Below are 25558 nucleotides of genomic sequence, written 5' to 3'. Positions count from 1 at the left end.
TGCAAATTAACTGCTGAAATTATTGACACCGGAGAGTATCATTCGTTGCCATCTCCCTTTCAAGACAAGATTTGCGATGAAGAACACACACAACATTCAAGAACGCCTAGAATACCTTAAACAACAACTCCCTTTAGAGATCACTCGCTCTGTCGCTGATACCTTAAAAGAAGATCTAGGTGGCAGTGTCGACGCAGATAATGACATTACTGCATCTTTGATCCCTGCCGATGCGGTTAATACCGCAACGATTATTACTCGTGAGCATGGTGTGTTCTGTGGTCAAGCATGGGCTGATGAAGTTTTTAAACAGCTCGGTGGCAAGGTCAGCATTGAATGGCACGTAAAGGACGGCGATAAGGTCAAACCTAACCAAACCCTTTGCACGCTGACAGGCCCTGCTCGTGACCTGTTGACTGGTGAGCGTAACGCAATGAATTTCATCCAAACGCTGTCTGGCTGCGCAACAGTTACCGCAGAGTACGCTGAAAAAATCGCGCATACTGAGTGCCGTCTACTAGACACACGCAAAACCATTCCTGGTCTGCGTAGCGCACTAAAATACGCCGTGACCTGCGGTGGTGGCTTTAACCATCGCATCGGTGTGTTCGACGCTTACCTTATTAAAGAAAATCACATTATTGCTTGTGGTGGCATCACTCAAGCTATCCAAAAAGCGAAAGAGCTCAACCCAGGCAAACCGGTAGAAGTCGAAACGGAAAGCTTAGAAGAGTTGAAACAAGCGATAGAGGCTGGTGCCGACATCATCATGCTCGATAACTTCACAAAAGAAATGATGCGTGAAGCCGTAGCGATTAACGCAGGTCGTGCCGCTTTAGAAAACTCCGGCAACATTACGCTAGAGACCATCGCAGAATACGCAGAAACCGGTGTCGATTACATTTCGGTAGGCGCGTTGACTAAGCATTTAAAAGCGATGGATCTTTCGATGCGCTTCAAATAATAAAAGCAACAAATCTAAATTACTTCAACTAACTCAGTGAGTTGTGAGTAACTCATCATTTAAAAGGGCCAATTGGCCCTTTCTTTTTATCCACTAAAAAAATAGTACTACTCGCAAAACTCTGCATGCGATATGCAACTTTTTACCAAAGAGTTTTATCTCACTCGAGAGCCCATCTCTTCCCCATTTTCAACCCACCTTAACTCTCCATAATCTTTCGCTAATGCAAGAGCATTATTAATTTTTAAGAAAGGGTTAAAAATGAAAAACAGTAAACATAAAAAACAACAGGGTTTTACTCTGATTGAATTGATGATTGTGGTGGCGATTATCGGTATTTTGGCTGCATTTGCCGTGCCTGCCTACTCAGACTACACACAACGAACTCGTGTTGCGGGTGCAGCAGCAGGGATCAGTGGCTTTAAAACAGCCATTGCCATGTGTGCTCAAGAGCGTGGCCAGCTTAACGGTTGCAACAACGCCGCCAATGACATCCCAGCAGCAATTGCAGCAAATAACGCTGGTGCGACCATTGCTTATGTGGACGAGTTAGCGGTTACAAATGGCATTATCACCATGACCACTACCGGTGTTGATGATCAAGGTGCTAACCTGACTTTAACATTGACCCCTCAGATTGGTAATGGTGTTGTACAATGGGACCTAACAGGTACTGGCTGTACAACCGCTGGACGTAGCATAGATTGTTCTGGTAACTAATGCTAACCAACCTCTCAACAGTTCTTCGCCAAGCAGGGATACTGACTTTTTCCCAAGAAGAACTGTTACTTGAGCAAGCTAAAGCTTCTGGTATATCAATGCCGGAGGCTTTGCTCAATTCTGGCTTTTTTCAATCTCATGAATTAACGGAGCACCTAAGCTCTGTTTTCGGGCTTTCTTGCGCTTCTCTCAATCAATACGAATACGCTTCGTTATGCCAAACACTAGGTTTGCGAGATTTGATCACTCGGCACAACGCTCTGCCGCTTAATCGCACCTCATCAACTTTGATTCTCGCGGTTGCCGATCCAACCAATCTTCAAGCCGAAGACGACTTTCGTTTTGCAACAGGCTTGCAAGTCGAACTTGTTCTGGCTGATTTTCGCGAACTGACCGCTGCGATTCGGCGCTTATATGGTCGTTCATTGAGTCATGAGAAGTCCGGGTTAAAAGAGATCAACCAAGAAGAGTTAGCCAATCTGGTTGACGTGGGCGCAGATGAAATCGACAACATTGAAGACTTGAGCCAAGATGAGTCTCCTGTTAGCCGTTACATAAACCAAATTCTGCTGGACGCTGTGCGCAAAGGCGCATCCGATATCCACTTTGAACCTTATGAAAAGATGTACCGTGTTCGCCTACGCTGTGATGGCATCTTAATTGAAACACAGCAGCCACCAAGCCACTTGAGTCGCCGCTTATCCGCTCGTATCAAAATCCTCTCTAAGCTTGATATTGCAGAGCGACGTTTACCACAAGATGGGCGTATTAAGCTCAAGTTGAATCAAGACACCGCGATTGATATGCGTGTATCCACGCTACCGACTCTATTCGGAGAGAAAATTGTACTACGACTGCTCGACAGCAGCTCTGCGTCATTGGATATCGACAAGCTTGGTTATAGCAAACAACAAAAACAATTGTACTTGGATGCGCTGCGTCGCCCACAAGGCATGATTCTGATGACAGGGCCAACCGGGAGCGGAAAAACCGTTTCTCTGTACACTGGATTGAGTATTCTCAACAAGCCAGAAATCAACATTTCCACAGCAGAAGACCCGGTAGAAATTAACTTATCGGGCATTAACCAAGTTCAAGTTCAGCCTAAGATTGGTTTTGGTTTTGCCGAAGCACTGCGCTCTTTCTTACGTCAAGACCCCGATGTGGTAATGGTCGGTGAGATTCGTGACTTAGACACTGCGGAAATCGCCATAAAAGCATCGCAAACCGGTCACTTAGTACTTTCAACCTTGCATACCAATTCTGCGGCTGAAACGGTTATTCGTTTATCAAACATGGGCGTAGAAAGCTTTAACTTGGCCTCATCTCTTAGTTTGATTATTGCCCAGCGCTTAGCCCGTAAACTGTGCTCGCACTGCAAACAATCACAAGAGCTTACCGTTCAGCTACAACATCTTGGAATTCAAGCAAGCGACAACATTTTTAAAGCCAATCCCGATGGATGCAATGAGTGTACCCATGGTTATTCCGGTCGAACGGGGATTTATGAAGTGATGCGCTTTGATGAATTTCTTTCCGAAGCGCTTATTAAAGGCGCCTCAGTACATGAACTAGAAAAACTCGCCATCGCAAATGGTATGAGCACGTTACAAATGTCGGGCATAGAAAAACTCAAACAAGGGATCACAAGTTTTAGTGAACTACAGCGCGTACTTTATTTTTAATCCTTTAATCAGCAGTCACCTCCATGAAAAGCACTACACCACAACTTAAAAACTTCCGCTGGAAAGGCATCAACAGTTCAGGCAAAAAGACGTCTGGACAAACCCTCGCGATGACGGAAATTGAAGTACGCGAGCGTCTAGACGCACAGCACATCAAGATCAAGAAGTTAAAGAAAAGCAGTATTTCGTTTCTCACTAAACTCAGCCATCGCGTGAAAGGCAGAGACATCACGGTGTTTACCCGCCAAATTTCGACGATGTTGATAACCGGTGTACCCTTAGTTCAGGCTTTAAAATTGGTCTCAGAAAATCATAAAAAAGCAGAGATGAAATCCATTTTGATGAGCGTGACACGCGCCGTTGAAGCGGGGACGCCCATGTCAAAAGCCATGCGCACTGCAAGTGAACACTTTGACCCACTCTATACCGATCTTATCGCCACAGGTGAGCAATCCGGTAACTTAGCAGAAGTATTCGAGCGCTTAGCCACCTACCGAGAAAAAAATGAACAACTCCGTGCGAAAGTGATCAAAGCACTGATCTACCCAGCTATGGTAGTGCTAGTAGCGTTAGGCGTGTCGTTTATCATGCTCACCAAAGTCATTCCCGAGTTTGAAAAAATGTTTGTTGGTTTTGGTGCTGACTTACCGTGGTTTACCAGGCAAGTGTTAGATCTTTCCGCATGGACACAAAACTGGAGCCCATTTATAGCACTAGGCTCTATCAGTCTATTCATCTCAGCGAGAATCCTCTCTAAGCGTTCAGATTCTTTTCGCTTAATGCTCAATCGCTCTGTGCTTAAATTTCCTGTCCTCGGGCCCGTATTATCAAAAGCCGCTATCGCCAAATTTAGTCGAACACTCGCCACGAGCTTTACAGCGGGCATTCCAATTCTAACCAGTTTAAAAACCACATCAAAAACCTCAGGAAACTTACACTATCAACTCGCTATAGAAGAAGTTTACCGTGATACCGCCGCAGGTATGCCAATGTATGTTGCCATGCGCAACTGTAATGTGTTCCCTGAATTGGTGTTACAAATGGTTATGATCGGTGAAGAGTCTGGTCGACTTGACGATATGCTCAATAAAGTTGCAACAATCTACGAGTTTGAAGTCGACAACACCGTCGACAACCTTAGTAAAATTCTAGAGCCACTAATTATCGTTTTTTTAGGTATCGTTGTTGGCGGATTAGTGACAGCAATGTACTTGCCAATCTTTAACTTAATGAGTGTATTGGGCTAGAATGAGCTGTTAACTCCTTTAAAACAGCATCTTGCTGATTTCACTCATCGCTCAAGAGACAAATATGGAAGTATTCCAGTACTACCCTTGGCTATTCGTTGTGTTTGCCACCATCTTCGGTCTGATCGTGGGTAGCTTCCTCAATGTGGTTATTTATCGACTACCTAAAATCATGGAACTAGAATGGCGACGCGAATGTGCCGAGTCATTTCCTGAATACAAAATAGAACCTCCTAAAGAAGTGCTGACCTTGAGCGTCCCACGCTCCTCCTGTCAGAAGTGCGCAACGCCGATACGTATTCGAGACAACATCCCTGTGATTAGCTGGCTGCTTTTAAAAGGCAAATGCCACAACTGTCAGACAGCCATTAGCGCACGCTATCCACTGATTGAACTGGTCACTGCGTTCTGCTCAGGCTTTGTCGCTTACCACTTTGGTTTTAGTTACTTTACCGTTGCCCTACTCTTTTTCACTTTTATCTTAATCACCGCAACATTTATCGATCTCGATACTATGTTGTTACCTGACCAATTAACATTACCATTAACTTGGGCTGGCATTGCCTTAGCATTAGTCGAAATAAGTCCTGTTACTCTACAAGATTCTGTCATTGGTGCTATTGCTGGTTACCTATGTCTCTGGTCCGTTTACTGGGGCTTTAAGTTACTTACCGGTAAAGAAGGAATGGGGTATGGTGATTTTAAACTACTAGCGGCACTAGGAGCTTGGCTAGGTTGGCAGTCACTGCCGATGATCATTCTACTTTCTTCTGTGGTTGGCATCGTATTTGGCATCATTCAACTACGCTTGCAAAAGCAGGGAATTGAAAAAGCTTTCCCTTTCGGTCCTTACTTAGCAATTGCTGGTTGGATAAGCTTAATTTGGGGCGACCAGATTTTAAACTGGTACTTTACTTCAGTTCTAGGAGTGTAAATGGCTTTGGTTATTGGTTTAACAGGTGGTATCGCTAGTGGAAAAACAACCGTCGCGAATCTGTTCAAACAACAATTTAAAATCGATATCGTCGATGCCGACATTGTAGCAAGAGAAGTTGTCGAGCCAGGTACTCCCGGCCTAAACGCGATTATTGAACACTTTGGTCACGATATCGTTCGTGAAGACCAAACTTTAGATCGCGCAAAGCTGAGAGAAAAAATCTTTTCGAATTCAGATGAAAAAGCATGGCTCAACGCACTGTTGCACCCGATAATTCGTGAAAAGATGATCGAAGATTTGCAGCAAGTCACTTCAGAGTATGCGTTACTTGTGGTGCCGTTGCTCGTAGAAAACAAGCTAGATAGTTTGTGTGATCGCGTTCTTATCGTCGATGTAGAACCGAATACACAGATATCTCGCACGATGAAACGAGACAATGTGAGTGAAGATCAAGTTCGCGCCATCCTTGCCTCTCAAGCATCAAGAGAGCAAAGGCTCGCGCTTGCAGACGATGTGGTTAAGAATAATCCAAGTGACCCTGATCTTTTGCTTCAAATCACAGATTTGCACGAAAAGTACCTAGCCATGTGTAAGAAAAATCTGCGAAAATAGGAACGAAACTCACAAAGGCTTATGTCGATGACCACGCACAAATTTGAACATCCGTTAAATGAGAAAACTCGTATTTATCTAAGAGTGGAGTCTCTGCTGCGTCAGGCTCACTTGGCCTCTGGGTTTAGCGAAAATCATCAGTATCAACTGTTTTTCCGTGCGTTATTCGATATGGTTGAGATCTTCGAACAAATCCAACTGAAAAGTGAACTGGCTAAAGATCTTGAGAAGCAGCGGCTGTCGTACCGCCATTGGCTCAATGTTGATGGTGTCGATCAAGACGCATTAAATACCCTACTACAAGAGATAGATGTCGTTCATAGCCAACTAATGGGTGCTGAACGTTTTGGCCAAGCATTAAAAGAAGATCGCTTCCTAAGCTCTATCCGTCAACGCTTTAATCTACCGGGTGGTTCATGCTGTTTTGATCTGCCAGCATTACACTACTGGCTTCATCTACCTATTGAACGTAAAAAGCGTGATGCACAACAGTGGCAAGCAAGCTTAAAGCCCTTATCTGATGCGCTTTCGTTATGGTTAAAGCTCACTAGAGAGACCGGACATTTCAAAGCTCAAATCGGTCGTGCAGGTTTCTTCCAAAGCGACGCTGATGAAGCCAACATTCTAAGACTTCACATCCCAATGGAATATGGCGTGTATCCTATGATTTCAGGCCATAAAAACCGCTTTGCGATCAAGTTCATGTCGTTTGAAAACGGTCAAGCGTGCACACAAGATATTGAATTTGAACTTGCTGTGTGCAGCTAAGACGACACTACGCCTCGCCTCCATAATCTAAAATTCAACGCTTTATTGCGCGTATATTGGATAAAATTTCGTAGCAGCAATAGCGCGTTGAATAAGCCATCTTGAATTCATTTAGGTATACTACCCTTTAACACCAATTAGTAATGAGACGCTCAACTATGTCTAAAGTTACCATCGTTCAATGCCCACAATGTGGCGCCGACGTAGAATGGGGAGAACAAAGCCCTCATCGCCCTTTCTGCAGTAAACAATGCCAAATGATTGATTTTGGTGAATGGGCAGATGAAGAAAACACCATCCCGGGCGCACCCGATATGTCCGATAGTGATGGCTGGTCTGAAGATCAGTACTAAATTGAGACCTAGGGTAAAGGAAGATCCTAGGTTCCTTCTTGGGGAATCTGAATCACGCTCCTTCGTCGCTGTCCAGAATGACGAATTTTAACCGCGGTACCCTGTAATCTTTGGCTATCAATTCCCATCATTCAGAGGAGCTATAGCGACATTAAGGATCTACTAACAGCAAAGATGAAGCTAACAACTTAAACAATTGCATTCTCGACTAGTAGATTCAGAATCACGCTCCTCGTCGCCTTCAAAATGACGAATTTTAACCACGGTACTCTATAATCTTTGACCATCATTTCCTGTCATTCCGAGGAGCCATAGCGGCATCAGAAATCTACTCATAGCAAGGATGAAGCTAACAACTTAAACACTTACATTCTCAACTAGTAGATTCTGAATCACGCTCCTTCGTCGCTACCCAGAATGACGAATTTTAACCACGGTACTCTGTAATCTTTGACCATCATTTACTGTCATTCCGAGGAGCCATAGCGACATTAAGAATCTACTAACAGCAAGGATGAAGCTAACAACTTAAACACTTACATTCTCAACTAGTAGATTCTGAATCACGCTCCTTCGTCGCTATCCAGAATGACGAATTTTAACCACAGTACCCAGTAATATTTGATCATCATTTCCCGTCATTCCGAGGAGCCATAGCGACATCAGGAATCTACTCATAGCAAGGATGAAGCTAACAACGTAAACACTTGCATGCTCGACTAGTAGACTCTGAATCACGGTCCTCCGTCGCTATTCAAAATGACGAATTTTAACCGCGGTACCCTGTAATCTTTGGCCATCATTTCCCGTCATTCCGAGGAGCCATAGCGACATCAGGAATCTATTCACAGCAAGGCAGAGGCGTGGAGTGTACATCAGTGCATGAGCATCGACAGTTCAGGTCGGGTGAAAAGAAACGAGCAAGCTAATTACACAAATAAAAAAACGGAGCCCTAAAAGGACTCCGTTTAAGATGAGAACGCTAGTTATAGCATTACTTCTTAGCAAGTTTCTCTTTGATACGAGCAGACTTACCAGAACGCTCACGTAGGTAGTACAACTTGGCACGACGTACTGCACCACGGCGTTTAACTTCGATGCTATCAACGATTGGAGAGTGTGTTTGGAACGTACGCTCAACACCTTCACCGTTAGAGATCTTACGTACAGTGAAAGCAGAGTGTAGACCACGGTTACGGATTGCGATTACAACGCCTTCGAAAGCCTGTAGACGCTCACGGTCACCTTCTTTTACCTTAACTTGAACTACAACAGTGTCACCTGGTGCAAATTTAGGTAGGTCTGATTTCATTTGCTCTTCTTCAAGAGCTTTGATGATGTTACTCATTTTTTAAATTCCTAGAATAAACTGATACTAAATAAATTAGGTTACTTTGCGTTATGTTCTTTAATGGCTTTATGCTCATTAACAAACTCAGCAAGTAATTGTTCCTGTTCGTCAGTCAGAGCTAGGTTTTCCAGGAGCTCTGGTCTTCTTAGCCAAGTACGGCCCAACGACTGCTTGAGTCGCCATTGACGAATGTCCTTGTGATTGCCTGACATCAGTACCGCTGGTACCTCTTTGTCATCCAATACTTCTGGACGCGTATAGTGAGGGCAATCTAACAAGCCATTTGCAAAAGAGTCTTCTTCTGCTGACGCGAAATCCCCTAGTACACCCGGAACAAACCGAGAGACAGCGTCGATTAACGTCATGGCTGGTATCTCACCACCCGTCATCACAAAATCACCAATCGACCATTCTTCGTCGACTTCAGATTGAATGATGCGCTCATCTACCCCTTCATAACGACCACAAATCAGAAGCAAGTTCTCATTCGTTGCCAGTTCTTCCACTCCTTTCTGGTCGAGCTTGCGACCTTGAGGAGAAAGGTAGATGACTTTCGTCTTGCCCGGTGAGGCTGCTTTCGCGGTATAAATGGCATCGCGCAAAGGCTGAACCATCATTAACATACCAGGGCCACCACCGTAAGGTCGGTCATCGACTGTGCGATGTTTGTCGTGAGTGAAATCTCTAGGATTCCAAGTCTCAATCGACAAAAGACCTTTTTTAACCGCTTGACCTGTTACTCCAAAATCAGTAACAGAACGGAACATTTCTGGAAAAAGGCTAATAACGCCAACCCACATGTTTATCTCGCTCTGTAATTTTGGAGATTAGAATCCAGGATCCCAGTCAACTTCGATCCGTTGAGCTTCGCGATCAACATTAATGATCACTTGCTCTTCAAGGAACGGGATTAATCGTTCCTTCTGCCCGAAAGCATCTTTAAGATTTGCTTTAACAACCAGAACATCGTTTGAGCCAGTTTCTAGCATGTCAGTAACAACACCTAGATCGTAACCTTTAGTGGTTACAACTTGCATCCCAAACAATTCGCGCCAGTAGAACTCATCTTCTGACAATTCAGGAAGTACCGCAGGGTCAATAGCAATTTCAAAGTTCGTCATTAGATGCGCGTCTTCACGAACATCCATGCCTTCCAGCTTAGCCACCATACCTTTGTTATGACGCTTCCAGCTTTCTACTTTGTACTCAACCCACTTGCCCTTTTGGTTAATGTACCAAGGGCTGTAATCGAAAATGCTTTCAGCATTGTCTGTGTAGGAAAAAACCTTAAGCCAACCACGAATGCCGTAAGTAGCACCAAACTTGCCTACAACAATCTTTTCGTTGCTCATTGTTTCTTTACCTTTCATCGACATAAACTAGTTTCTACTTTTCAAGTAAAAAATTAAGCCGCTTTTTGAGCGTCTTTAACTAGCTTAGCAACACGGTCAGATACTGACGCGCCTTGACCAACCCAGTGGTTAACGCGGTCTAGGTCTAGACGTAGACCTTCTTCTTGACCTTTAGCAGTTGGGTTGAAGAAACCAACTTTCTCGATGAAACGGCCAGTTGCAGCGTTGCGGCTGTCCGCTACTACGATTTGATAAAATGGACGCTTTTTAGCGCCGTGACGTGCCAAACGAATGGTTACCATGTCGTCCTCTTTGCTTTCTCAAAAATAAAATTAACCCCAAAAACCATTCAAGAAATTAAACAGTTTGGGGTCTCGTGCCAAAATAAAGCTCCGGAATTTTACTCTTCTCCCGGAGCAATGCAAGGAGTTTAGTTACTTTTTCACCAACATAAATTGAATTTAAAGTTTGTGACGTACCTAACACCCTGAATCTATGCGTGATCGATTAATTAACGACCAAATGGATTGAAGCCACCGCCACCACCCATGCCGCCCATCATGCCTTGCATGTTGCGCATCATGCCTTTCATGCCACCTTTTTGCATCTTTTTCATCATTTTCTGCATTTGGGTGAACTGTTTTAGTAAGCGGTTTACATCTTGAACCTGCACACCAGAACCAGCCGCGATACGCTTCTTGCGCGAGCCCTTGATAATTTCTGGGCGTTGACGTTCTTTCATTGTCATGGAGCTGATGATCGCTTCCATCTGTTTGAACATCTTGTCATCGACTTTATCTTTCACATTGTCTGGTAGCTGGGACATTCCTGGAAGCTTATCCATCATCCCCATCATGCCGCCCATGTTTTGCATCTGGCCTAGCTGTTCACGGAAATCTTCAAGGTCGAAACCTTTCTTCTCTTTGAACTTCTTCGCTAACTTTTCTGCCTTTTCTTGGTCAACGTTGCGTTGTAGGTCTTCAATCAAAGACAGAACGTCACCCATGCCAAGAATACGTGAAGCAACTCGATCTGGGTGGAACGGTTCTAGCGCGTCAGTTTTTTCACCGACACCCAAGAATTTGATTGGTTTGCCCGTGACATGGCGTACTGAAAGTGCCGCACCACCACGAGCATCACCATCAACCTTAGTTAGAACTACACCGGTAAGAGGTAGCGCATCGCCAAAGGCTTTTGCTGTATTTGCTGCATCTTGACCCGTCATGGCGTCAACAACAAATAGCGTTTCTACTGGGTTGATAGCTGCGTGAAGATCTTTGATCTCCCCCATCATCTCTTCATCAATTGCCAAACGACCTGCGGTATCGACAATCAATACGTCGTAGAATTTTTTCTTCGCATGGTCAATCGCTGCATTGGCGATATCAATAGGCTTTTGGTCTGGTGATGATGGGAAGAAGTCAACACCGATGTCTGATGCCAGCGTTTCAAGCTGCTTGATTGCCGCAGGACGGTAAACGTCGGCAGACACAACCAAAACTTTCTTCTTGTCACGTTCTTTTAGAAGCTTAGATAACTTACCTACCGATGTGGTTTTACCCGCACCTTGTAGACCTGCCATAAGAAGCACAGCAGGTGGTTGAGCGGCAAGGTTTAGCGCCTCATTCGACTCACCCATTACGGCTTCAAGTTCTGTTTGAACGATCTTGATAAATTCCTGACCTGGAGTCAGAGATTTAGAAACTTCTACGCCCACCGCTTTTTCTTTAACGCGGTTCACAAATTCACGAACGACCGGAAGCGCAACGTCAGCTTCAAGTAGAGCCATTCGGACTTCACGTAGGGTTTCTTTAATGTTGTCTTCGGTCAGACGACCTTTACCACTGATATTTTTCAGCGTTTTGGATAATCGATCCGTTAAATTCTCAAACATCTTTGTCTCTTCGCTAAAATGGCGATTAATTAGTGTGAGTATACATTAGCCAAGGTCTGAGTCATACCCGTACCGCTGTCCTATTCTTGTCTCTATTTATATATGGTGCGGTAACTTATTAATTTCAATATCTCATCTCTCACGATTGATGTCGGATATAACGTAGCCCCAAAGTGTAATGCAAGGTATAATTTCTCCATCGTGCACAATAATATTTAGGATTCATGGATAGCTTAATAGCCATCGCGGCCGCCATACTTTATGTTTTGGCGATTGCGACCATCATACCCGGACTCTCACAACAGTCAGGAATCAAAGCAAAAACAGTGTTTGCTAGTGCTGCCTGTGCGCTTGTTTTTCATGCGTGGATTTTGAGTGATCTGATTTTTGATGGTTCAGGTCAAAACCTGAGTATTCTCAACGTGGCTTCTTTGATCAGTTTTATTATTTCTCTGGTCATGAGCCTTGCTATGTTGAAAAACCGACTGTGGTTTTTATTGCCTGTCGTTTATAGCTTTGCTGCCATCAATTTATCTGCTGCCACATTTTTGCCAAGCACGTTTATAAAGCACCTAGAGAATGACCCTAAGCTACTCATTCATATTTCATTTGCGCTCTTCTCATACGCGACTTTAACTATCGGGGCACTCTATGCGCTTCAGTTGGCTTGGCTGGATCACAAACTGAAAGCAAAAAAATCTTTGGCGATTAACCCAAACCTGCCGCCTCTATTAATGGTGGAGCGTCAACTCTTCAAAATTATTTTGATCGGTAACTTATTGTTAACTGCCACGCTCATTACTGGCTTTGTCTTTGTGCAGGATATGTTTGCCCAAGGTAAGGCACATAAGGGCATTCTTTCTTTCATCGCTTGGGTGGTGTACTCAATACTGCTTTGGGGTCACTATCAAAAAGGCTGGCGTGGTAGAAAAGTCACATGGTTCGCTGTTGCAGGAGCAACACTGTTGACTCTGGCATATTTTGGCAGTCGCTTTGTAAAAGAAATCATCTTGAATTAAGGAGCTCTAGGGCTCCTATCCTTTATATTTTAGGCTAGATAAAATACAGTACGCCTTAACTCTTTGACTTAACGGACTTACTCAACCGTTATATAACCCAATACTTACAAGGAACAGCAACGTTTTGGACGACATCTCTACGGGTATCTTGTTTGCGCTACTCGCGTGTCTTATCGTCATATCAGGTTACTTTTCCGGTTCAGAAACAGGGATGATGTCTCTGAATCGTTATCGCTTAAAACACTTAGCCAAAAACGGGCATAAGGGTGCTAAGCGAGTCGAAAGACTATTAGACCGTCCAGATCGTTTGATTGGTCTTATTCTTATCGGCAACAACCTCGTTAATATTCTCGCGTCTGCTATCGCGACCATTATTGGTATGCGTTTGTATGGTGATTTAGGTGTCGCTATCGCAACCGGTGCACTAACTATGGTTGTATTGGTTTTTGCCGAGGTTACCCCTAAAACAATTGCAGCGCTTTACCCTGAACGTGTGTCCTACGCGAGCAGTATATTATTGACCATACTGATGAAGTTACTGTCGCCTTTAGTGATGCTTGTTAACTTTATTACGAATGGCTTTATCCGCTTACTTGGCGTAAGAGCGGATCACTCAGCAGAAGATCATCTTAGCTCCGATGAGCTGCGTACGGTGGTAAATGAAGCTGGCGGTTTGATCCCTCGCCGACACCAAGACATGCTAGTGTCTATTTTGGATCTTGAGCACGTCACCGTGAACGACATTATGGTCCCACGCAATGAAATTACCGGTATTGATATTAACGACGACTGGAAATCCATTGTTCGCCAGCTAACACACTCACCACATGGACGCATAGTTTTCTATCGTGACCAAATTGATGAAGTGGTTGGCATGCTGCGCTTGCGTGAAGCTTATCGTCTGATGTTGGAAAAGAACGAATTCAACAAAGAAACGCTATTACGTGCTGCTGATGAGGTCTATTACATCCCAGAAGGCACACCACTGAACGTGCAAATGTTGAAATTCCAACGCAACAAGCAACGTATCGGTCTGATCGTGGATGAGTACGGTGATATCATCGGTCTAATCACTCTTGAAGATATTCTGGAAGAGATCATTGGTGAGTTCACGACGTCAATTTCTCCAAGCCTCTCTGATGAAATCAGTCCTCAAGGTGACGGAAGCTTTCTTATTGAAGGCAGCACCAATATTCGAGATATTAACAAAGGCCTGAAATGGGATTTACCAACGGATGGCCCAAGAACGTTAAACGGTCTTATTTTGGAGCACCTGGAAGATATTCCAGAGAGCCATTTAAGCGTGAGAGTAGCGGGTCACCCAATGGAACTTGTTGAGATTGAAGAGAACCGAATCAAGCTCGTTCGTGTTTATCCGAAGAAGAAAAAATCGACATCCAAATAACCAAAAGAAAAGCCTGACTCATGTCAGGCTTTTTTACTTATTGGGGCAATATGCTTCTCTTAATGAGCACCTAGTCGATGCGCAACTCTTTTAACATCGACTCAGGCAAAGCAAGTTCATCATTTTTGTTCACCGAAACACCAGCATCCAAAATGTTCTTTGCGATCTGTTGTGCTTCTTTTAAAGAGTGCATTGCTGCCGTGCCGCATTGGTATTCGTTAAGTTCAGGGATCTTATTCTGACTTTCTACCTTCAGCACATCTTCCATTGCTGCAATCCAAGCATCTGCGACTTGCTGCTCTGATGGTGTGCCAATCAGGCTCATGTAAAAACCTGTGCGGCAACCCATAGGCGAAATATCGATGATCTCAACAGAATCATCGTTTAGGTGATTACGCATAAAGCCTGCATAAAGGTGCTCTAGGGTGTGAATACCTTTTTCAGAAAGAATGTCTTTGTTTGGCGCAGTAAAGCGTAAGTCGAAAACAGTAATCGTATCCCCTTTTGGGGTCTGCATGGTTTTCGCCACTCGTACAGCGGGTGCATTCATACGAGTGTGGTCCACGGTAAAACTATCGAGTAAAGGCATTACATCTCTCCTGATTGTAACTCCAGTACCTTTCGGTAATGGATAAATGTCATTCATCCCTACAGCACATGAACTGACTGTGGGCTAAAAGAACCAGCTGCTGTTGTCTTCTAATTCCTGACGACATTGCTTCAGCTGCCAGCCATAAGTTTTCGCTGTTTGTTCAACACGTCGAGCGACTTTGATTAAACTAGGCTTTCGATTATAAGTACCTCGCTTATACCCACCTCGCCCTTCATGATAAGCCAGATACTGGTTATAGGGATCCCATAATGAAATCCCTAGCTGACGCCGTGTTTCATGAGTATACCAACCGACAAACATCATAGAATCATCGAAGTTGGTACGAGAGCCACCCTGACCTGTGGCATCTTGGAAGTCTTCCCAAGCAGGGTCTTGAGCTTGAGCATAACCATACGCACTGCTGACTCGTCCCCAAGGAATAAACCCTAGCAAATAATCTTTAGGTGGTTTTGCATCGTGCCGAAAGCTGCTTTCTTGTTTAATGATGGCCATAGCGACATGAATAGGGGTACCCCATTCATCTTCCATATCTTTGGCATCATCGTACCAACCGGATTTCTCTCGGAATATCTCGCATAAGTTATTCTGCTGCTTTGGCGGTGCCGTAGCACAACCTGCAAGTAACACGCTTCCAAGTACCGCTACTACTGACGACTTAATGTTCAACCGCACCAATCCTTAGTTAGTCATTACTGCTTCAGGTAAGCAAAGTAATCTTCCAAAAAATCATCAAAAGAAAGCGTGTCACTCTGCTCTGCTTGCTTTTGTTTTTCCACGGACGACGCTACTTCCGTTTCCATCGTATCTTGTGAGTAGTACTGATAACCGTGAGCTAGGTTTTCATCACGGTACTTCATACCAAGAGTACAACCAACTTTACCTAGCCCACCCAGCTCTTTCGTTAGCTCTAATAGTTGACCAGAGATCGTTAGTTCTGGGTTATCAATCCATGTCTCGAGTTGATTACACACATCTTGGTATGCACTGCCACCAGCGGTCATATCCATTTGCTGTGCTATTTGACGTAACTCGACGAAAACTCGGTGTGCCCAATCTTGTAGAGATAGACGTTCACCTTGACAACCAATTTGCAGCATTAGACCTTTTTCACGGCCAGAAACAATGACTTTATTCCAGTTATCGCGCCAACACTCTAATTCACAGTTATCCATAGGGTCTGAGTCTGACAAGGCCGCCCAGGTAAGGAAGAGATCCAAGAATCGTACTTGATCTTCATTTAAGCCCACTGCGCTGAATGGGTTAACGTCTAGAGAACGAACTTCAATGTATTCGACACCACCGCGTCGTAACGCATCTGAAGGCTTCTCACCACTTTTCGATACACGTTTTGGACGAATCGGAGCGTACAGTTCATTCTCAATTTGTAAGATATTGGAATTAAGCTGGCGGTATTCACCATCCACTTTTACCCCAATTTTCGCAAACTCTTCTGATGGGTGGCGAATCGCATCACTCAAACCATCGAGGTATTGGTCAATGCTGTTAAAACCAATTTTCAGCACACTTTGAGCACTATTGGTATAGCCAAGATCGCTCAAACGCAAAGACGTCGACTTCGGCAAATATAATGTCCCGCCAATCTTCTCGAATGGCAGATCGGTTTCACGACCTTGAATAAAAGAGCCACATAACGCTGGTGATGCACCAAAGAAGTAGGGAATCATCCAGCCAAAGCGGTAGTAATTACGGATCAACGCAAAGTACGCATCAGACTTAGCATCTTGGCGGGCTTGTTCATCTTGCTCGCCATAGAGCGCATCCCAAAATGTTTCAGGAAACGAGAAGTTAAAGTGGACACCTGAAATAATTTGCATCAGGCTGCCATAACGACGCTTTAGGCCTTCTCGGTACAACGTTTTCATTTTCGCTGCATTCGAAGAGCCATACTGGGCTAACTGAATATCATCCTCTGAGCCTACGTAGCAAGGCATTGATAGTGGCCACATTTTCTCTTCACCCATTTTGGTTTGAGTGAAATGATGGATATCTTTCAGCTGTGCCATCAGTTCTGGAATTTCATGTGACACAGGCGTAATGAACTCTAACAATGATTCCGAAAAATCCGTTGTGATCCATTGATTTGTGAACGCAGAGCCTAACCCTTCAGGATGAGGAGTTGTAGCTAGATGTCCATCCTGACGATAGCGCAAAGTTTCTCGCTCAACACCGCGTCCAAACTGCTTAAATACTTCGGGGTTTGATGCAACTTTTTTTAGTCGCGCAGCAAAATCAGTCAAAATGAGGTTCGCTTATATTGGGAGCAGGACACTTGTTACATAACACAAGTGTAAGCTAAGTTATTGATAGTTAATGCATCTAGATAAATAACCCACGAAAAGTTGCTTATCTAGATGAATAGCGGAGAAACGTTTCTCCGCTATTAAATGTGTACTCTATCGAATGATTTCAAGCTCTTCTACGTCTTTCCCCAACTTTTCTAATTGAGGACGCAACGATTTAGCATCACCAACGACGATAATTTGATAGTCATTTGGATCAAACCATTTCTGAGCCAGCGCATTCAACGTCTGCTTATCGACTTTTTCTACGATAGCGTTTCTTTGCTGCAAGTAATCATGATCGAGGTTGTACTTAAGAATATCACTGATGAGCTCCGCTTTTTGTGTTGGTGTTTCATATTTCAGTGCATCTTTTTGACCGACCGCTTGACGCATAAATTTCATCTCTTCATCAGTAATACCTGACTGCGAGTATTCATTTAGCTCATTTTCCATCTCAATGATCGAAGCAACCGTTGCATCCGCTCGTACTTGCGCGGTGAAAACCACCGAGCCTGTTTCTGGATTACCAGAGAAGTAGCCGTAAGCACCGTATGTGTAACCCTTGTCTTCACGTAGATTTTGGTTAATGCGGCTATTGAAGTTCCCAGCTAAGTTGAAGTTTGCCAGTTGGCTTAGGTAAAAATCGCCCGTTGCGTCGTAAGGCATACCTTGACGAACCATCATGACCACACTTTGCGGCGCTCCTGGTTTATCAACAAGATGGATCTTTTGCTCACCTAATGCAGCAATGCTTTGCGGTGCATACAATGGCGCAGCTTCATCTTGCCAGTTTTTCCAGAACGTCAGTTGCTGCTCAATTTCCTGTTTATTGATGTCACCAACAACGACGATTTGCGCACTTTGTGGCGTGTAATGCTTCGAGTAGAATTCACGGACATCATCCAACGTTAATGCACTGACACCTGCTTGCGTGCCGTCTTTTGGTCGAGCAAAAACCGAATCCCCATAGAGCACCTGGCGACTCGCTTGTGACGCCATCCAACTTGGATTTTGGTGCTCATATACCAGGCCTTCTAGCGCTTGCATTTTTACACGCTCGAAATCATCTTGATTAAATGCAGGAGACAGCAACATCTCTTCGACAATTTTTAACGTCGGCTCTAAGTTCTTTTCTAGAGCAGAAACACTGATGTTTGTTGTATAACCTGTGGCATTAACAGAGATAACACTACCTAGTTTATCAAGCTCAGCTTGAATCTCTTCGACACTGCGTTTCGTTGTACCTTCTTGCAACATCGCAGCGGTCAATTGGGCAAGACCTTCTTTACCCTTTTCAACAAAACGTGTCCCTGCAGGTAAACTAAATTGCATCATCACCGTCGGCGTTTCATCGCTAACTGCACCAAGCAGCTCTGAGCCATTCTTGAAATGTAACTCGTACAGCTCTGGCATCGTCGCTTTCACTGGTTCTCCTACTGGAGGTTGCACTGAGCGATCGAAGTTATCGGTCGCACGACGATACGCCAATTGGTCATCGGAAATCTTCTCATATTCTGGCAGCGTACGCTTTGGTGTCACAAAGGTCGCAGGTTTTACGACAAGGTCTGTTTTTCCTTTTGGGACCACGCTTAGGGTCACTTTGTTCTTACCTTGGATAAAGTCCGTATACGCTTTTTCTACCGAAGTCGGCGTAACTGCACGGATTTGTTCAAGCTGTTGCTCAAGACGATCAGGATCGCCGAAAAATGTTTCGTTGGAAGCCAACTGAGTCACTTTACCTTTAACGCTTTCTAGCGCAAAAATAGCATCCGCTTCCGCTTTACCCTTCAACTGCTCAAGGCGATCTTTTGTCACGCCTTTTTCCGCAAACTGATTAAGTGATTGTAAAAGCTCGTCGTACAGTTTTGATAGGTCGCCTTTGTCTCCAGAATCACCCATTGCGTAAACGTAAAAGTTACACGCCAGTTCAGCACAGTCATGGAATGAACCAGCATCGACCGCTTTTTGAGTCTTCACTAGGTCTTGGTAGAGCACGCTGTTGGTACCGCCACCCAATACTTCTGATAACGTGTCGAGAGACGCTTGGCTTTCTTCGCCGTTGTAGGTTGTTGGCCACGCGATCATCACCATAGGTTGTTGAATACGATCTTCTAGCGTGATGTATTTGTCTTCTTGCAGTTTTGCAGGTTGTTTCGGCGCATTTTCAACCTCAGGACCACGAGGAATCGAACCGAAGTACTTATTTACCCACTCTAGAGTTTGTTCAACGTCTAAGTCACCACCGATCGTGATAGTCGCATTGTTTGGGCCATACCAACGCAAGAAAAACGCTTTGAGGTCGTTCACATCAACACGATCAAGATCTTCAACATAACCAATGGTTTGCCACGAATACGGATGACCTTCAGGATATAGCGCTTCGGACATGCGCTCCCAAATTAAGCCATAAGGACGATTATCGTAACGCTGAGCTCGCTCATTTTTTACAGTCGAACGCTGAATTTCAAATTTGCGTTGAGAAACCGCATCCAACAAAAAGCCCATACGGTCAGACTCTAACCACAGCATTTTCTCGAGCTGGTTAGCAGGGACAGTTTCAAAGTAGTTAGTACGATCGCGGTTTGTAGTACCATTTAATGTGCCGCCAGCCTCCGTGATGATTTTGAAGTGCTCTTGGTCACCAACGTTCTCTGAACCTTGGAACATCATGTGCTCAAAGAAATGCGCAAAACCAGACTTACCCACTTCTTCACGAGCTGAACCAACATGGTAAGTCACATCCACATGGACCAATGGGTCAGAATCTTCAGGAGCTAAGATCACCGTTAAACCATTATCGAGTTTATACTTTTGGTATGGAATCTTAACTTTGCCTTCTTCAGCTTTCGATGACTCAACGAAAGTTACCCCTTTCGGCAGTGATGAAACTGGCGTATTTGATGCACAGCCCGTGATCACCAACAGTGAACACGCGCCAACCCAAAACATCTTCATGTACTTTCCTTAAAATAATCCGAGATAGATGGCCGCAAGTAAGCTATACCTAGCAGCCTTTCCTAAAAATATTAAAATCACGCAAGGCAGAAACTTCATTCTTAGCCACCCTGCGGCTAAACACAGCGGGTCTCCTATTACAGGTAACCAGCTAAAAAATAACCCCCAATAGCCATACTTAGAGAGCCACTTTAATGCGGTATGACCGTGCTTTTCCTCTTGTGCTTTGTTGGGAATCCACAAGCCAAGCCAATAATTTGTTAAGCCACCAAGCGTATTACCGATAGTAGCGACCATAACAATTGAAGAAACGGAGTATTGATTTAATGAGAGAGTGGCAACTAAGCCCGCCTCAGAACCACCAGGCAACAACGTGGCACTGAGAAAACCGGTCATGAAAAGCACCCATAATGCTGAATCTGAAAACCAAAGCGCTAAACTTTCAAAACTCGTGTTAAATGCTTCTAGCATGTCATATCAAGCAACACCTTGCCTCTGGTTCTTCCTGATTCGACCTGCTGGTGAGCACCAATGACATCACTCATAGGATAAACCTGTTGAATTTCAGTCTTCAGTAAGCCAACGCCGACCATGTACAACAAGGTATCTAACTGCGCAGGGTCTGGTTCAACCAACATGCCACTAGCCTCAAAGCCTAGGAGTTTGGCTTTTTCACAAATCAGCTCAGCTGTGATGGTTGGAACGGTGATGACTCTCGCATTGTCTTTCAGGCATTTAAGCGCATCTAACGCAGCATCTCCGCCTACTAAATCAATCAAAACATCAACATCTTCAACACGTTCTGACACTGGTGCAAATTGATAGTTCACTGCATGAGCACCGAGCGTCGCAAGGTAATCTAAATTTCGTTCACTGCAGGTTGTAAAGACTTCCGCTTTCGTCGCGATCGCAATTTGTACCGCGAGGTGTCCAACACCACCGGCTCCAGCGAGGATAAGTACGCGATCGTTTTCCGTCACATTAGCCTTACTGAGAGCTTGTGCCGCAGTTTGTCCCGCCAACGGTAATGCAGCAGCTGCCTCCAAAGTTACGGAGCTAGGAACATGACTTAACTCAGTTTCTGGAACACATATGTATTGGCTGTAACCACCGCCTCGAACTGGGAAACCAATAAATCCAGCCACCTCATCACCTTCATTAAAACGTGATGCCCCCTCTCCACAAGACATCACTTTTCCTGAGATGTCGTAACCTGGCACCCAAGGTAAATTATCCTTATTCTGCGCTGCCGCCCAACCGAGCCCAGCTCGAGTTTTGACATCAATAGGATTTACGCCTGAAAAAGCGACTTTTACTAAGACTTCACCAGGCTGTGGTGATGGTGTAGAAGCATGTTGAATCGCGAGTACGTTGGCATCACCAAACTCAGTGATAACGATCTGTTTGTGTTCCATAAACCATTCCCTGCAAGAAAACAAAAAGGGATGCGAAAGCATCCCTTTGACTATAAACCATTTTGTTAACCTAAGTTAATCGTGATTTTGTAAATTGGTTGATCATTCCATTTTCAATAATGTCTAACCAACAAGTGCTAACAATATACCAGCCGCAACGGCTGAACCCAGCACACCAGCAACGTTTGGTCCCATCGCATGCATTAACAAAAAGTTTTGCGGGTTAGCTTGTAAACCAACTTTGTTTACGACTCGCGCGGCCATTGGTACCGCAGAAACGCCAGCCGCACCAATAAGTGGGTTGATGTCTTCTTTCGAGAACTTGTTAAGCAGTTTCGCCATCAGGACGCCCGCACCAGTACCGATACTAAATGCAACTGCGCCTAACCCCAAGATACCTAACGTTTCTAGGTTCAAGAACTGCTCAGCTTGCAGCTTAGAACCAACACCAAGACCTAAAAAGATAGTCACTATGTTGATCAATTCATTTTGAGCAGTTTTCGATAAACGATCGACCACACCAGCTTCACGCATCAAGTTACCCAAACAGAACATACCAACCAATGGCGTAGCTGAAGGTAAGAACAGAATCGTCATCAGTAATACAGCAAGCGGGAAGATGACTTTCTCCCATTTACCAACATGACGAAGCTGAGCCATCTTAATTTGACGTTCTTCCTTGGTTGTCAGTGCTTTCATGATTGGTGGCTGGATGATCGGCACCAATGCCATATAGCTGTATGCCGCGACTGCAATCGCACCTAGCAGATCTGGAGAGAGCTTACTCGCTAAGAAAATCGCTGTTGGCCCATCAGCACCACCGATGATCGCGATAGACGATGCATCCGCCATGGAAAACTCCATGCCAGGTACATAGTTGAGTAAAATAGCGCCAAACAGTGTTGCAAAAATACCAAACTGCGCAGCCGCACCTAACCACAACGTTTTTGGGTTTGCGATCAAAGCACCAAAGTCGGTCATCGCGCCCACACCCATGAAGATCAATAGCGGGAACACACCCGATTCAATCCCAATGTAGTAAACGTAGTAGAGCAAGCCACCAGGCTCAGTAAAGCCAGCATTTGGAATATTCGCCAAAATAGCACCGAAACCAATCGGCAATAACAGTAAAGGTTCAAATCCTTTTTTAATTGCCAAAAACAGCAAGGTACAACCAACCAGCATCATACAGATTTGGCCGAACTCGAAGTTAGCGATCCCTGTTTCTGCCCAAAGGGTTAACAATCCGTCCATGATACTCCCTTACGCCAGGCTCAACAGAGGCGCACCTACTGTGACAGCATCGCCTTCTTTAACGTTCAGCTCTTGAACCACACCACCACGCGCCGCTCGTACTTCAGTTTCCATTTTCATCGCTTCAAGGATGAGCAATACATCGCCTTCAGCTACCTCAGCACCAGGTTGAACATTCACTTTGAAGATGTTACCTGCAAGAGGAGCAGGTACCGCTTCTGCTGAAGCATTAGAAGGTGCGCTAGGTGTAGCCGATTTTGCCGGTGCATTAGAAGGAGCAACAGATGTCAGTTCACCTTGAGGGCCAACTTCCACCTCATACACCTGCCCGTCAACACGTACACTATAAGTTTCTACACCACCAGTTGCTGGTTGAGCTACAGGTACAGCAGGCTTCGCAGCTTCTAGCGTTGGTGCAGGCTCAAATGCTTCTGGGTTTTCACGATTCTTAAGGAACTTAAGCCCAACTTGAGGGAAAAGTGCATAAGTGAGTACGTCATCAACACGCTCACTTGCTAGCTTAATGCCTTCTGATTTCGCTTTCTCCATCAGATCAACCGTAAGCGTCTCCATTTCAGGCTCAAGTAAATCGGCAGGACGACAGCTAATTGGCTCTTTACCATCAAGCACTTTCGCTTGCAGTTCTGCATTTAACTCGGCTGGCGCTTGACCGTACTCACCTTTCAATAGGCCAGCGGTTTCCTTGGTAATACTCTTATAGCGCTCGCCAGTAAGAACGTTAATCACCGCTTGCGTACCGACGATCTGTGAAGTTGGAGTCACCAATGGAATGAAACCAAGATCTTTACGTACACGAGGGATCTCTTCTAATACTTCATCAATGCGATCCGCAGCGCCCTGCTCTTTCAACTGGCCTTCCATATTGGTCAACATACCACCAGGCACTTGGGCAATCAGGATGCGTGAATCGACTCCTTTTAACTGGCCTTCCCACTTCGCATACTTCTTACGTACCTCACGGAAATATGCGGCGATAGGTTCCAGTTGCTCGAGTTTCAAATTGGTATCTCGCTCGGTGCCTTCTAGCATAGCGACTACCGTTTCAGTCGGTGTATGGCCGTAGGTACAACTCATTGAAGAAATCGCAGTATCAAGAATATCAATACCGGCTTCTACTGCTTTTACCGCTGTTGCTGTAGACAGCCCCGTTGTTGCATGACAATGAAGTGCCAATGGCACATCACAAGACGCTTTGATACGCGTGATAAGCTCTTCCGCTTCATAAGGCTTAAGTAAGCCAGACATATCTTTAATACACAGCGAATGACAACCTAAATCCTCTAGGCGTTTTGCCAAGTCAACCCAAGTGTCTGCGTTATGCACTGGGCTCGTTGTGTAAGACAACGTACCTTGAGCATGCGCACCAACATCAACCGTTGCTTTCACGGCTTTCTGGAAGTTTCGCACGTCATTCATTGCATCAAAAATACGGAATACATCCATGCCGTTAGCATGCGCGCGTTCAACAAACTTTTCTACTACGTCGTCGGCATAATGGCGGTACCCTAAAAGGTTTTGACCACGCAGTAGCATTTGCATTGGTGTATTAGGCATCGCTTTTTTTAGTTCACGTAAACGCTCCCAAGGGTCTTCCCCTAAGAATCGAATACAAGAATCAAATGTTGCACCACCCCAAGTCTCTAGAGACCAGTAACCAACCTTATCCAACTCAGCTGCGATAGGCAGCATATCCTCAATACGCATACGCGTAGCAAATAGTGATTGATGGGCATCACGAAGGACCACATCAGTAATAGCTAGTGGTTTAGACATGCTCTTAAACTCCTTTTTAATCCTAGTTCGGCTACTTCGCGAATGAGGCGCGATGTTTATGAATCGCAGCCGAGATCGCCGCCACTACTTGTGGACTAACAGCTGAAGAGGTTGATTGAATATTAGTGTTTGTTTTTGGTGCTGCGATCGGCTCTGGTACTTCTTCTGGTACCAATTTCGACATTAACCGAACGAGATAAACAAGAATAGTGAGGAAAATAAATACGACCGCCATCCCCGTTAGCATCAGGGTGGCCGCATCTACTAGCAGGCTTCCTATATTAGTCATGTTGCTTCCTTTCTTTGTCATCCTGACAACGTGCAGGACTTTAATAGTGTCAAATCCCGACCCATGGATTATCTCGATTGGTTAAATTTTGTCAATTTTGTTTAAGGAAGGTTTGTAGTAATCCTGATAAATGATTATTTATTCACTACCCAGATCACAGTTCATGACAAAATAATCACTTCAAATCGCTATCACCTTACGAACAGAGTAAAGGAGGACATAAATAAAAACTGCGATTTAGATTTCAAAATCAAATCGGGACTCACGCAGTAAAAACCAACAAAAACAAAAAGATGAACAAGATTAACAATAAATAAACAAATAACAAACAAAGTGACTACATGAGAGTGATTGAAATGAAAAATGGAAGTCAGTGTATAGGAGGGATAATCAGGATGATTTCACACGATGCGACAGAAGCTTGATAGCAAATTGCTTAGATACGCACATATTCGCTTTTAAAAAAGAGGAACATAGGCTCTAGTGATCCTACGCCATATTTCAGATGTCTAGATACAAAAAAGCCTCGCAATTGCGAGGCTGTTTCAATGAGTGGCGCGTCCTGGAGGATTCGAACCTCCGACCGCCTGGTTCGTAGCCAGGTACTCTATCCAGCTGAGCTAAGGAC

The 25558-nt window shown here is 44.6% G+C and carries 24 protein-coding genes; 10 read left to right on the top strand and 14 right to left on the bottom strand.

The window, feature by feature from the left end; genetic code table 11:
- Nucleotides 1–76: 76 nt before the first annotated feature.
- The 8 genes from nadC (at nucleotide 77) to yacG (ending at nucleotide 7286) form a co-directional block, all read left to right on the top strand.
- Complete coding sequence (gene nadC / locus R7P72_RS10980; protein WP_017820396.1) at nucleotides 77–964, top strand: carboxylating nicotinate-nucleotide diphosphorylase; 888 nt, start codon at nucleotides 77–79, stop codon at nucleotides 962–964.
- Nucleotides 965–1225: 261 nt separating this feature from the next.
- Entirely contained in the window at nucleotides 1226–1684 is a 459-nt protein-coding gene (locus R7P72_RS10975) for a prepilin-type N-terminal cleavage/methylation domain-containing protein (protein WP_064368760.1), read from the top strand.
- The gene (gene pilB / locus R7P72_RS10970; RefSeq protein ID WP_213880946.1) at nucleotides 1684–3369 is read left to right on the top strand and encodes a type IV-A pilus assembly ATPase PilB; all 1686 of its coding nucleotides are present in this window, start codon (nucleotides 1684–1686) and stop codon (nucleotides 3367–3369) included. The genes R7P72_RS10975 and pilB overlap by 1 nt, the downstream gene beginning before the upstream one ends.
- A gap of 23 nt (nucleotides 3370–3392) precedes the next feature.
- A complete protein-coding gene (locus R7P72_RS10965; protein ID WP_017635918.1) occupies nucleotides 3393–4616 on the top strand; it encodes a type II secretion system F family protein in 1224 nt (407 codons plus the stop codon).
- A gap of 64 nt (nucleotides 4617–4680) precedes the next feature.
- Entirely contained in the window at nucleotides 4681–5550 is an 870-nt protein-coding gene (locus R7P72_RS10960; RefSeq protein WP_213880944.1) for a prepilin peptidase, read from the top strand.
- On the top strand, nucleotides 5551–6165 hold the full coding sequence (gene coaE, locus R7P72_RS10955; protein ID WP_213880942.1) for a dephospho-CoA kinase: 615 nt from the start codon (nucleotides 5551–5553) through the stop codon (nucleotides 6163–6165).
- Between the two features lie 27 nt (nucleotides 6166–6192).
- On the top strand, nucleotides 6193–6933 hold the full coding sequence (gene zapD, locus R7P72_RS10950; RefSeq protein WP_005373086.1) for a cell division protein ZapD: 741 nt from the start codon (nucleotides 6193–6195) through the stop codon (nucleotides 6931–6933).
- Between the two features lie 158 nt (nucleotides 6934–7091).
- On the top strand, nucleotides 7092–7286 hold the full coding sequence (yacG, locus tag R7P72_RS10945) for a DNA gyrase inhibitor YacG (RefSeq protein ID WP_017635922.1): 195 nt from the start codon (nucleotides 7092–7094) through the stop codon (nucleotides 7284–7286).
- Between the two features lie 994 nt (nucleotides 7287–8280).
- Here the strand turns inward: yacG and rplS are convergent.
- The 5 genes from rplS to ffh all read right to left on the bottom strand — a co-directional run bounded on the left by rplS (nucleotide 8281) and on the right by ffh (nucleotide 11883).
- On the bottom strand, nucleotides 8281–8634 hold the full coding sequence (gene rplS, locus R7P72_RS10940) for a 50S ribosomal protein L19 (protein WP_005379971.1): 354 nt from the start codon (nucleotides 8632–8634) through the stop codon (nucleotides 8281–8283).
- A 41-nt stretch (nucleotides 8635–8675) separates the two neighbouring features.
- The gene (gene trmD / locus R7P72_RS10935; protein WP_033905595.1) at nucleotides 8676–9437 is read right to left on the bottom strand and encodes a tRNA (guanosine(37)-N1)-methyltransferase TrmD; all 762 of its coding nucleotides are present in this window, start codon (nucleotides 9435–9437) and stop codon (nucleotides 8676–8678) included.
- A gap of 27 nt (nucleotides 9438–9464) precedes the next feature.
- On the bottom strand, nucleotides 9465–10013 hold the full coding sequence (gene rimM, locus R7P72_RS10930; RefSeq protein ID WP_005379964.1) for a ribosome maturation factor RimM: 549 nt from the start codon (nucleotides 10011–10013) through the stop codon (nucleotides 9465–9467).
- Nucleotides 10014–10042: 29 nt separating this feature from the next.
- Nucleotides 10043–10291 (bottom strand): 30S ribosomal protein S16, encoded by a 249-nt coding sequence (gene rpsP / locus R7P72_RS10925; RefSeq protein WP_005379962.1) that lies wholly within the window; start codon nucleotides 10289–10291, stop codon nucleotides 10043–10045.
- A 209-nt stretch (nucleotides 10292–10500) separates the two neighbouring features.
- A complete protein-coding gene (gene ffh, locus R7P72_RS10920; protein ID WP_005385423.1) occupies nucleotides 10501–11883 on the bottom strand; it encodes a signal recognition particle protein in 1383 nt (460 codons plus the stop codon).
- Between the two features lie 224 nt (nucleotides 11884–12107).
- Here ffh and R7P72_RS10915 point away from each other — a divergent pair, with 224 nt between their 5' ends.
- Complete coding sequence (locus R7P72_RS10915) at nucleotides 12108–12902, top strand: inner membrane protein YpjD (protein WP_005379950.1); 795 nt, start codon at nucleotides 12108–12110, stop codon at nucleotides 12900–12902.
- Nucleotides 12903–13026: 124 nt separating this feature from the next.
- Nucleotides 13027–14307 (top strand): HlyC/CorC family transporter, encoded by a 1281-nt coding sequence (locus tag R7P72_RS10910; protein WP_005379948.1) that lies wholly within the window; start codon nucleotides 13027–13029, stop codon nucleotides 14305–14307.
- 70 nt (nucleotides 14308–14377) lie between these two features.
- Here the strand turns inward: R7P72_RS10910 and luxS are convergent, their stop codons facing one another.
- From luxS to R7P72_RS10865, 9 genes are all read right to left on the bottom strand, one after another.
- Entirely contained in the window at nucleotides 14378–14896 is a 519-nt protein-coding gene (gene luxS, locus R7P72_RS10905; RefSeq protein WP_005379945.1) for an S-ribosylhomocysteine lyase, read from the bottom strand.
- Between the two features lie 84 nt (nucleotides 14897–14980).
- The gene (locus tag R7P72_RS10900; RefSeq protein ID WP_005379943.1) at nucleotides 14981–15586 is read right to left on the bottom strand and encodes a hypothetical protein; all 606 of its coding nucleotides are present in this window, start codon (nucleotides 15584–15586) and stop codon (nucleotides 14981–14983) included.
- Nucleotides 15587–15609: 23 nt separating this feature from the next.
- Nucleotides 15610–17178 carry a glutamate--cysteine ligase gene (gene gshA / locus R7P72_RS10895; RefSeq protein ID WP_025768181.1) on the bottom strand — a complete coding sequence of 523 codons (1569 nt, stop codon included), beginning with the start codon at nucleotides 17176–17178 and terminating at the stop codon, nucleotides 15610–15612.
- A gap of 156 nt (nucleotides 17179–17334) precedes the next feature.
- Nucleotides 17335–20178, bottom strand: a complete 2844-nt coding sequence (locus R7P72_RS10890) for a M16 family metallopeptidase (RefSeq protein WP_054579071.1) — start codon at nucleotides 20176–20178, stop codon at nucleotides 17335–17337.
- Nucleotides 20179–20187: 9 nt separating this feature from the next.
- A complete protein-coding gene (locus R7P72_RS10885) occupies nucleotides 20188–20649 on the bottom strand; it encodes a YqaA family protein (RefSeq protein ID WP_005379938.1) in 462 nt (153 codons plus the stop codon).
- Entirely contained in the window at nucleotides 20643–21593 is a 951-nt protein-coding gene (locus R7P72_RS10880) for an NADP-dependent oxidoreductase (RefSeq protein ID WP_005385434.1), read from the bottom strand. The genes R7P72_RS10885 and R7P72_RS10880 overlap by 7 nt, the downstream gene beginning before the upstream one ends.
- 123 nt (nucleotides 21594–21716) lie before the next feature.
- Nucleotides 21717–22847: a sodium ion-translocating decarboxylase subunit beta gene (locus tag R7P72_RS10875; protein WP_005379935.1), complete on the bottom strand. Its 1131-nt coding sequence runs from the start codon at nucleotides 22845–22847 to the stop codon at nucleotides 21717–21719.
- Between the two features lie 9 nt (nucleotides 22848–22856).
- Nucleotides 22857–24641 (bottom strand): sodium-extruding oxaloacetate decarboxylase subunit alpha, encoded by a 1785-nt coding sequence (gene oadA, locus R7P72_RS10870; protein WP_213907282.1) that lies wholly within the window; start codon nucleotides 24639–24641, stop codon nucleotides 22857–22859.
- Between the two features lie 31 nt (nucleotides 24642–24672).
- Complete coding sequence (locus tag R7P72_RS10865) at nucleotides 24673–24930, bottom strand: oxaloacetate decarboxylase subunit gamma (protein WP_005379932.1); 258 nt, start codon at nucleotides 24928–24930, stop codon at nucleotides 24673–24675.
- Between the last annotated feature and the right edge of the window lie 628 nt (nucleotides 24931–25558).

Source organism: Vibrio sp. Vb0888 (genome assembly GCF_033338835.1).
Lineage (GTDB): Bacteria > Pseudomonadota > Gammaproteobacteria > Enterobacterales > Vibrionaceae > Vibrio > Vibrio alginolyticus.
Note: the sequence above shows the minus strand (reverse complement) of the source record. Positions and strands in the feature narration are given on the sequence as shown.

Bases quoted from the DNA above. Each gene is read 5' to 3' on its own strand.
- rpsP (WP_005379962.1), bottom strand. From the start codon at position 10,291: ATGGTAACCATTCGTTTGGCACGTCACGGCGCTAAAAAGCGTCCATTT.
- zapD (WP_005373086.1), top strand. From the start codon at position 6,193: ATGACCACGCACAAATTTGAACATCCGTTAAATGAGAAAACTCGTATT.
- coaE (WP_213880942.1), top strand. From the start codon at position 5,551: ATGGCTTTGGTTATTGGTTTAACAGGTGGTATCGCTAGTGGAAAAACA.
- R7P72_RS10885 (WP_005379938.1), bottom strand. From the start codon at position 20,649: ATGCTAGAAGCATTTAACACGAGTTTTGAAAGTTTAGCGCTTTGGTTT.
- rimM (WP_005379964.1), bottom strand. From the start codon at position 10,013: ATGTCGATGAAAGGTAAAGAAACAATGAGCAACGAAAAGATTGTTGTA.
- trmD (WP_033905595.1), bottom strand. From the start codon at position 9,437: ATGTGGGTTGGCGTTATTAGCCTTTTTCCAGAAATGTTCCGTTCTGTT.
- R7P72_RS10965 (WP_017635918.1), top strand. From the start codon at position 3,393: ATGAAAAGCACTACACCACAACTTAAAAACTTCCGCTGGAAAGGCATC.
- rplS (WP_005379971.1), bottom strand. From the start codon at position 8,634: ATGAGTAACATCATCAAAGCTCTTGAAGAAGAGCAAATGAAATCAGAC.
- R7P72_RS10865 (WP_005379932.1), bottom strand. From the start codon at position 24,930: ATGACTAATATAGGAAGCCTGCTAGTAGATGCGGCCACCCTGATGCTA.
- yacG (WP_017635922.1), top strand. From the start codon at position 7,092: ATGTCTAAAGTTACCATCGTTCAATGCCCACAATGTGGCGCCGACGTA.
- luxS (WP_005379945.1), bottom strand. From the start codon at position 14,896: ATGCCTTTACTCGATAGTTTTACCGTGGACCACACTCGTATGAATGCA.
- oadA (WP_213907282.1), bottom strand. From the start codon at position 24,641: ATGTCTAAACCACTAGCTATTACTGATGTGGTCCTTCGTGATGCCCAT.
- R7P72_RS10975 (WP_064368760.1), top strand. From the start codon at position 1,226: ATGAAAAACAGTAAACATAAAAAACAACAGGGTTTTACTCTGATTGAA.
- R7P72_RS10875 (WP_005379935.1), bottom strand. From the start codon at position 22,847: ATGGACGGATTGTTAACCCTTTGGGCAGAAACAGGGATCGCTAACTTC.
- R7P72_RS10890 (WP_054579071.1), bottom strand. From the start codon at position 20,178: ATGAAGATGTTTTGGGTTGGCGCGTGTTCACTGTTGGTGATCACGGGC.
- nadC (WP_017820396.1), top strand. From the start codon at position 77: ATGAAGAACACACACAACATTCAAGAACGCCTAGAATACCTTAAACAA.
- pilB (WP_213880946.1), top strand. From the start codon at position 1,684: ATGCTAACCAACCTCTCAACAGTTCTTCGCCAAGCAGGGATACTGACT.
- R7P72_RS10880 (WP_005385434.1), bottom strand. From the start codon at position 21,593: ATGGAACACAAACAGATCGTTATCACTGAGTTTGGTGATGCCAACGTA.
- ffh (WP_005385423.1), bottom strand. From the start codon at position 11,883: ATGTTTGAGAATTTAACGGATCGATTATCCAAAACGCTGAAAAATATC.
- R7P72_RS10960 (WP_213880944.1), top strand. From the start codon at position 4,681: ATGGAAGTATTCCAGTACTACCCTTGGCTATTCGTTGTGTTTGCCACC.
- R7P72_RS10915 (WP_005379950.1), top strand. From the start codon at position 12,108: ATGGATAGCTTAATAGCCATCGCGGCCGCCATACTTTATGTTTTGGCG.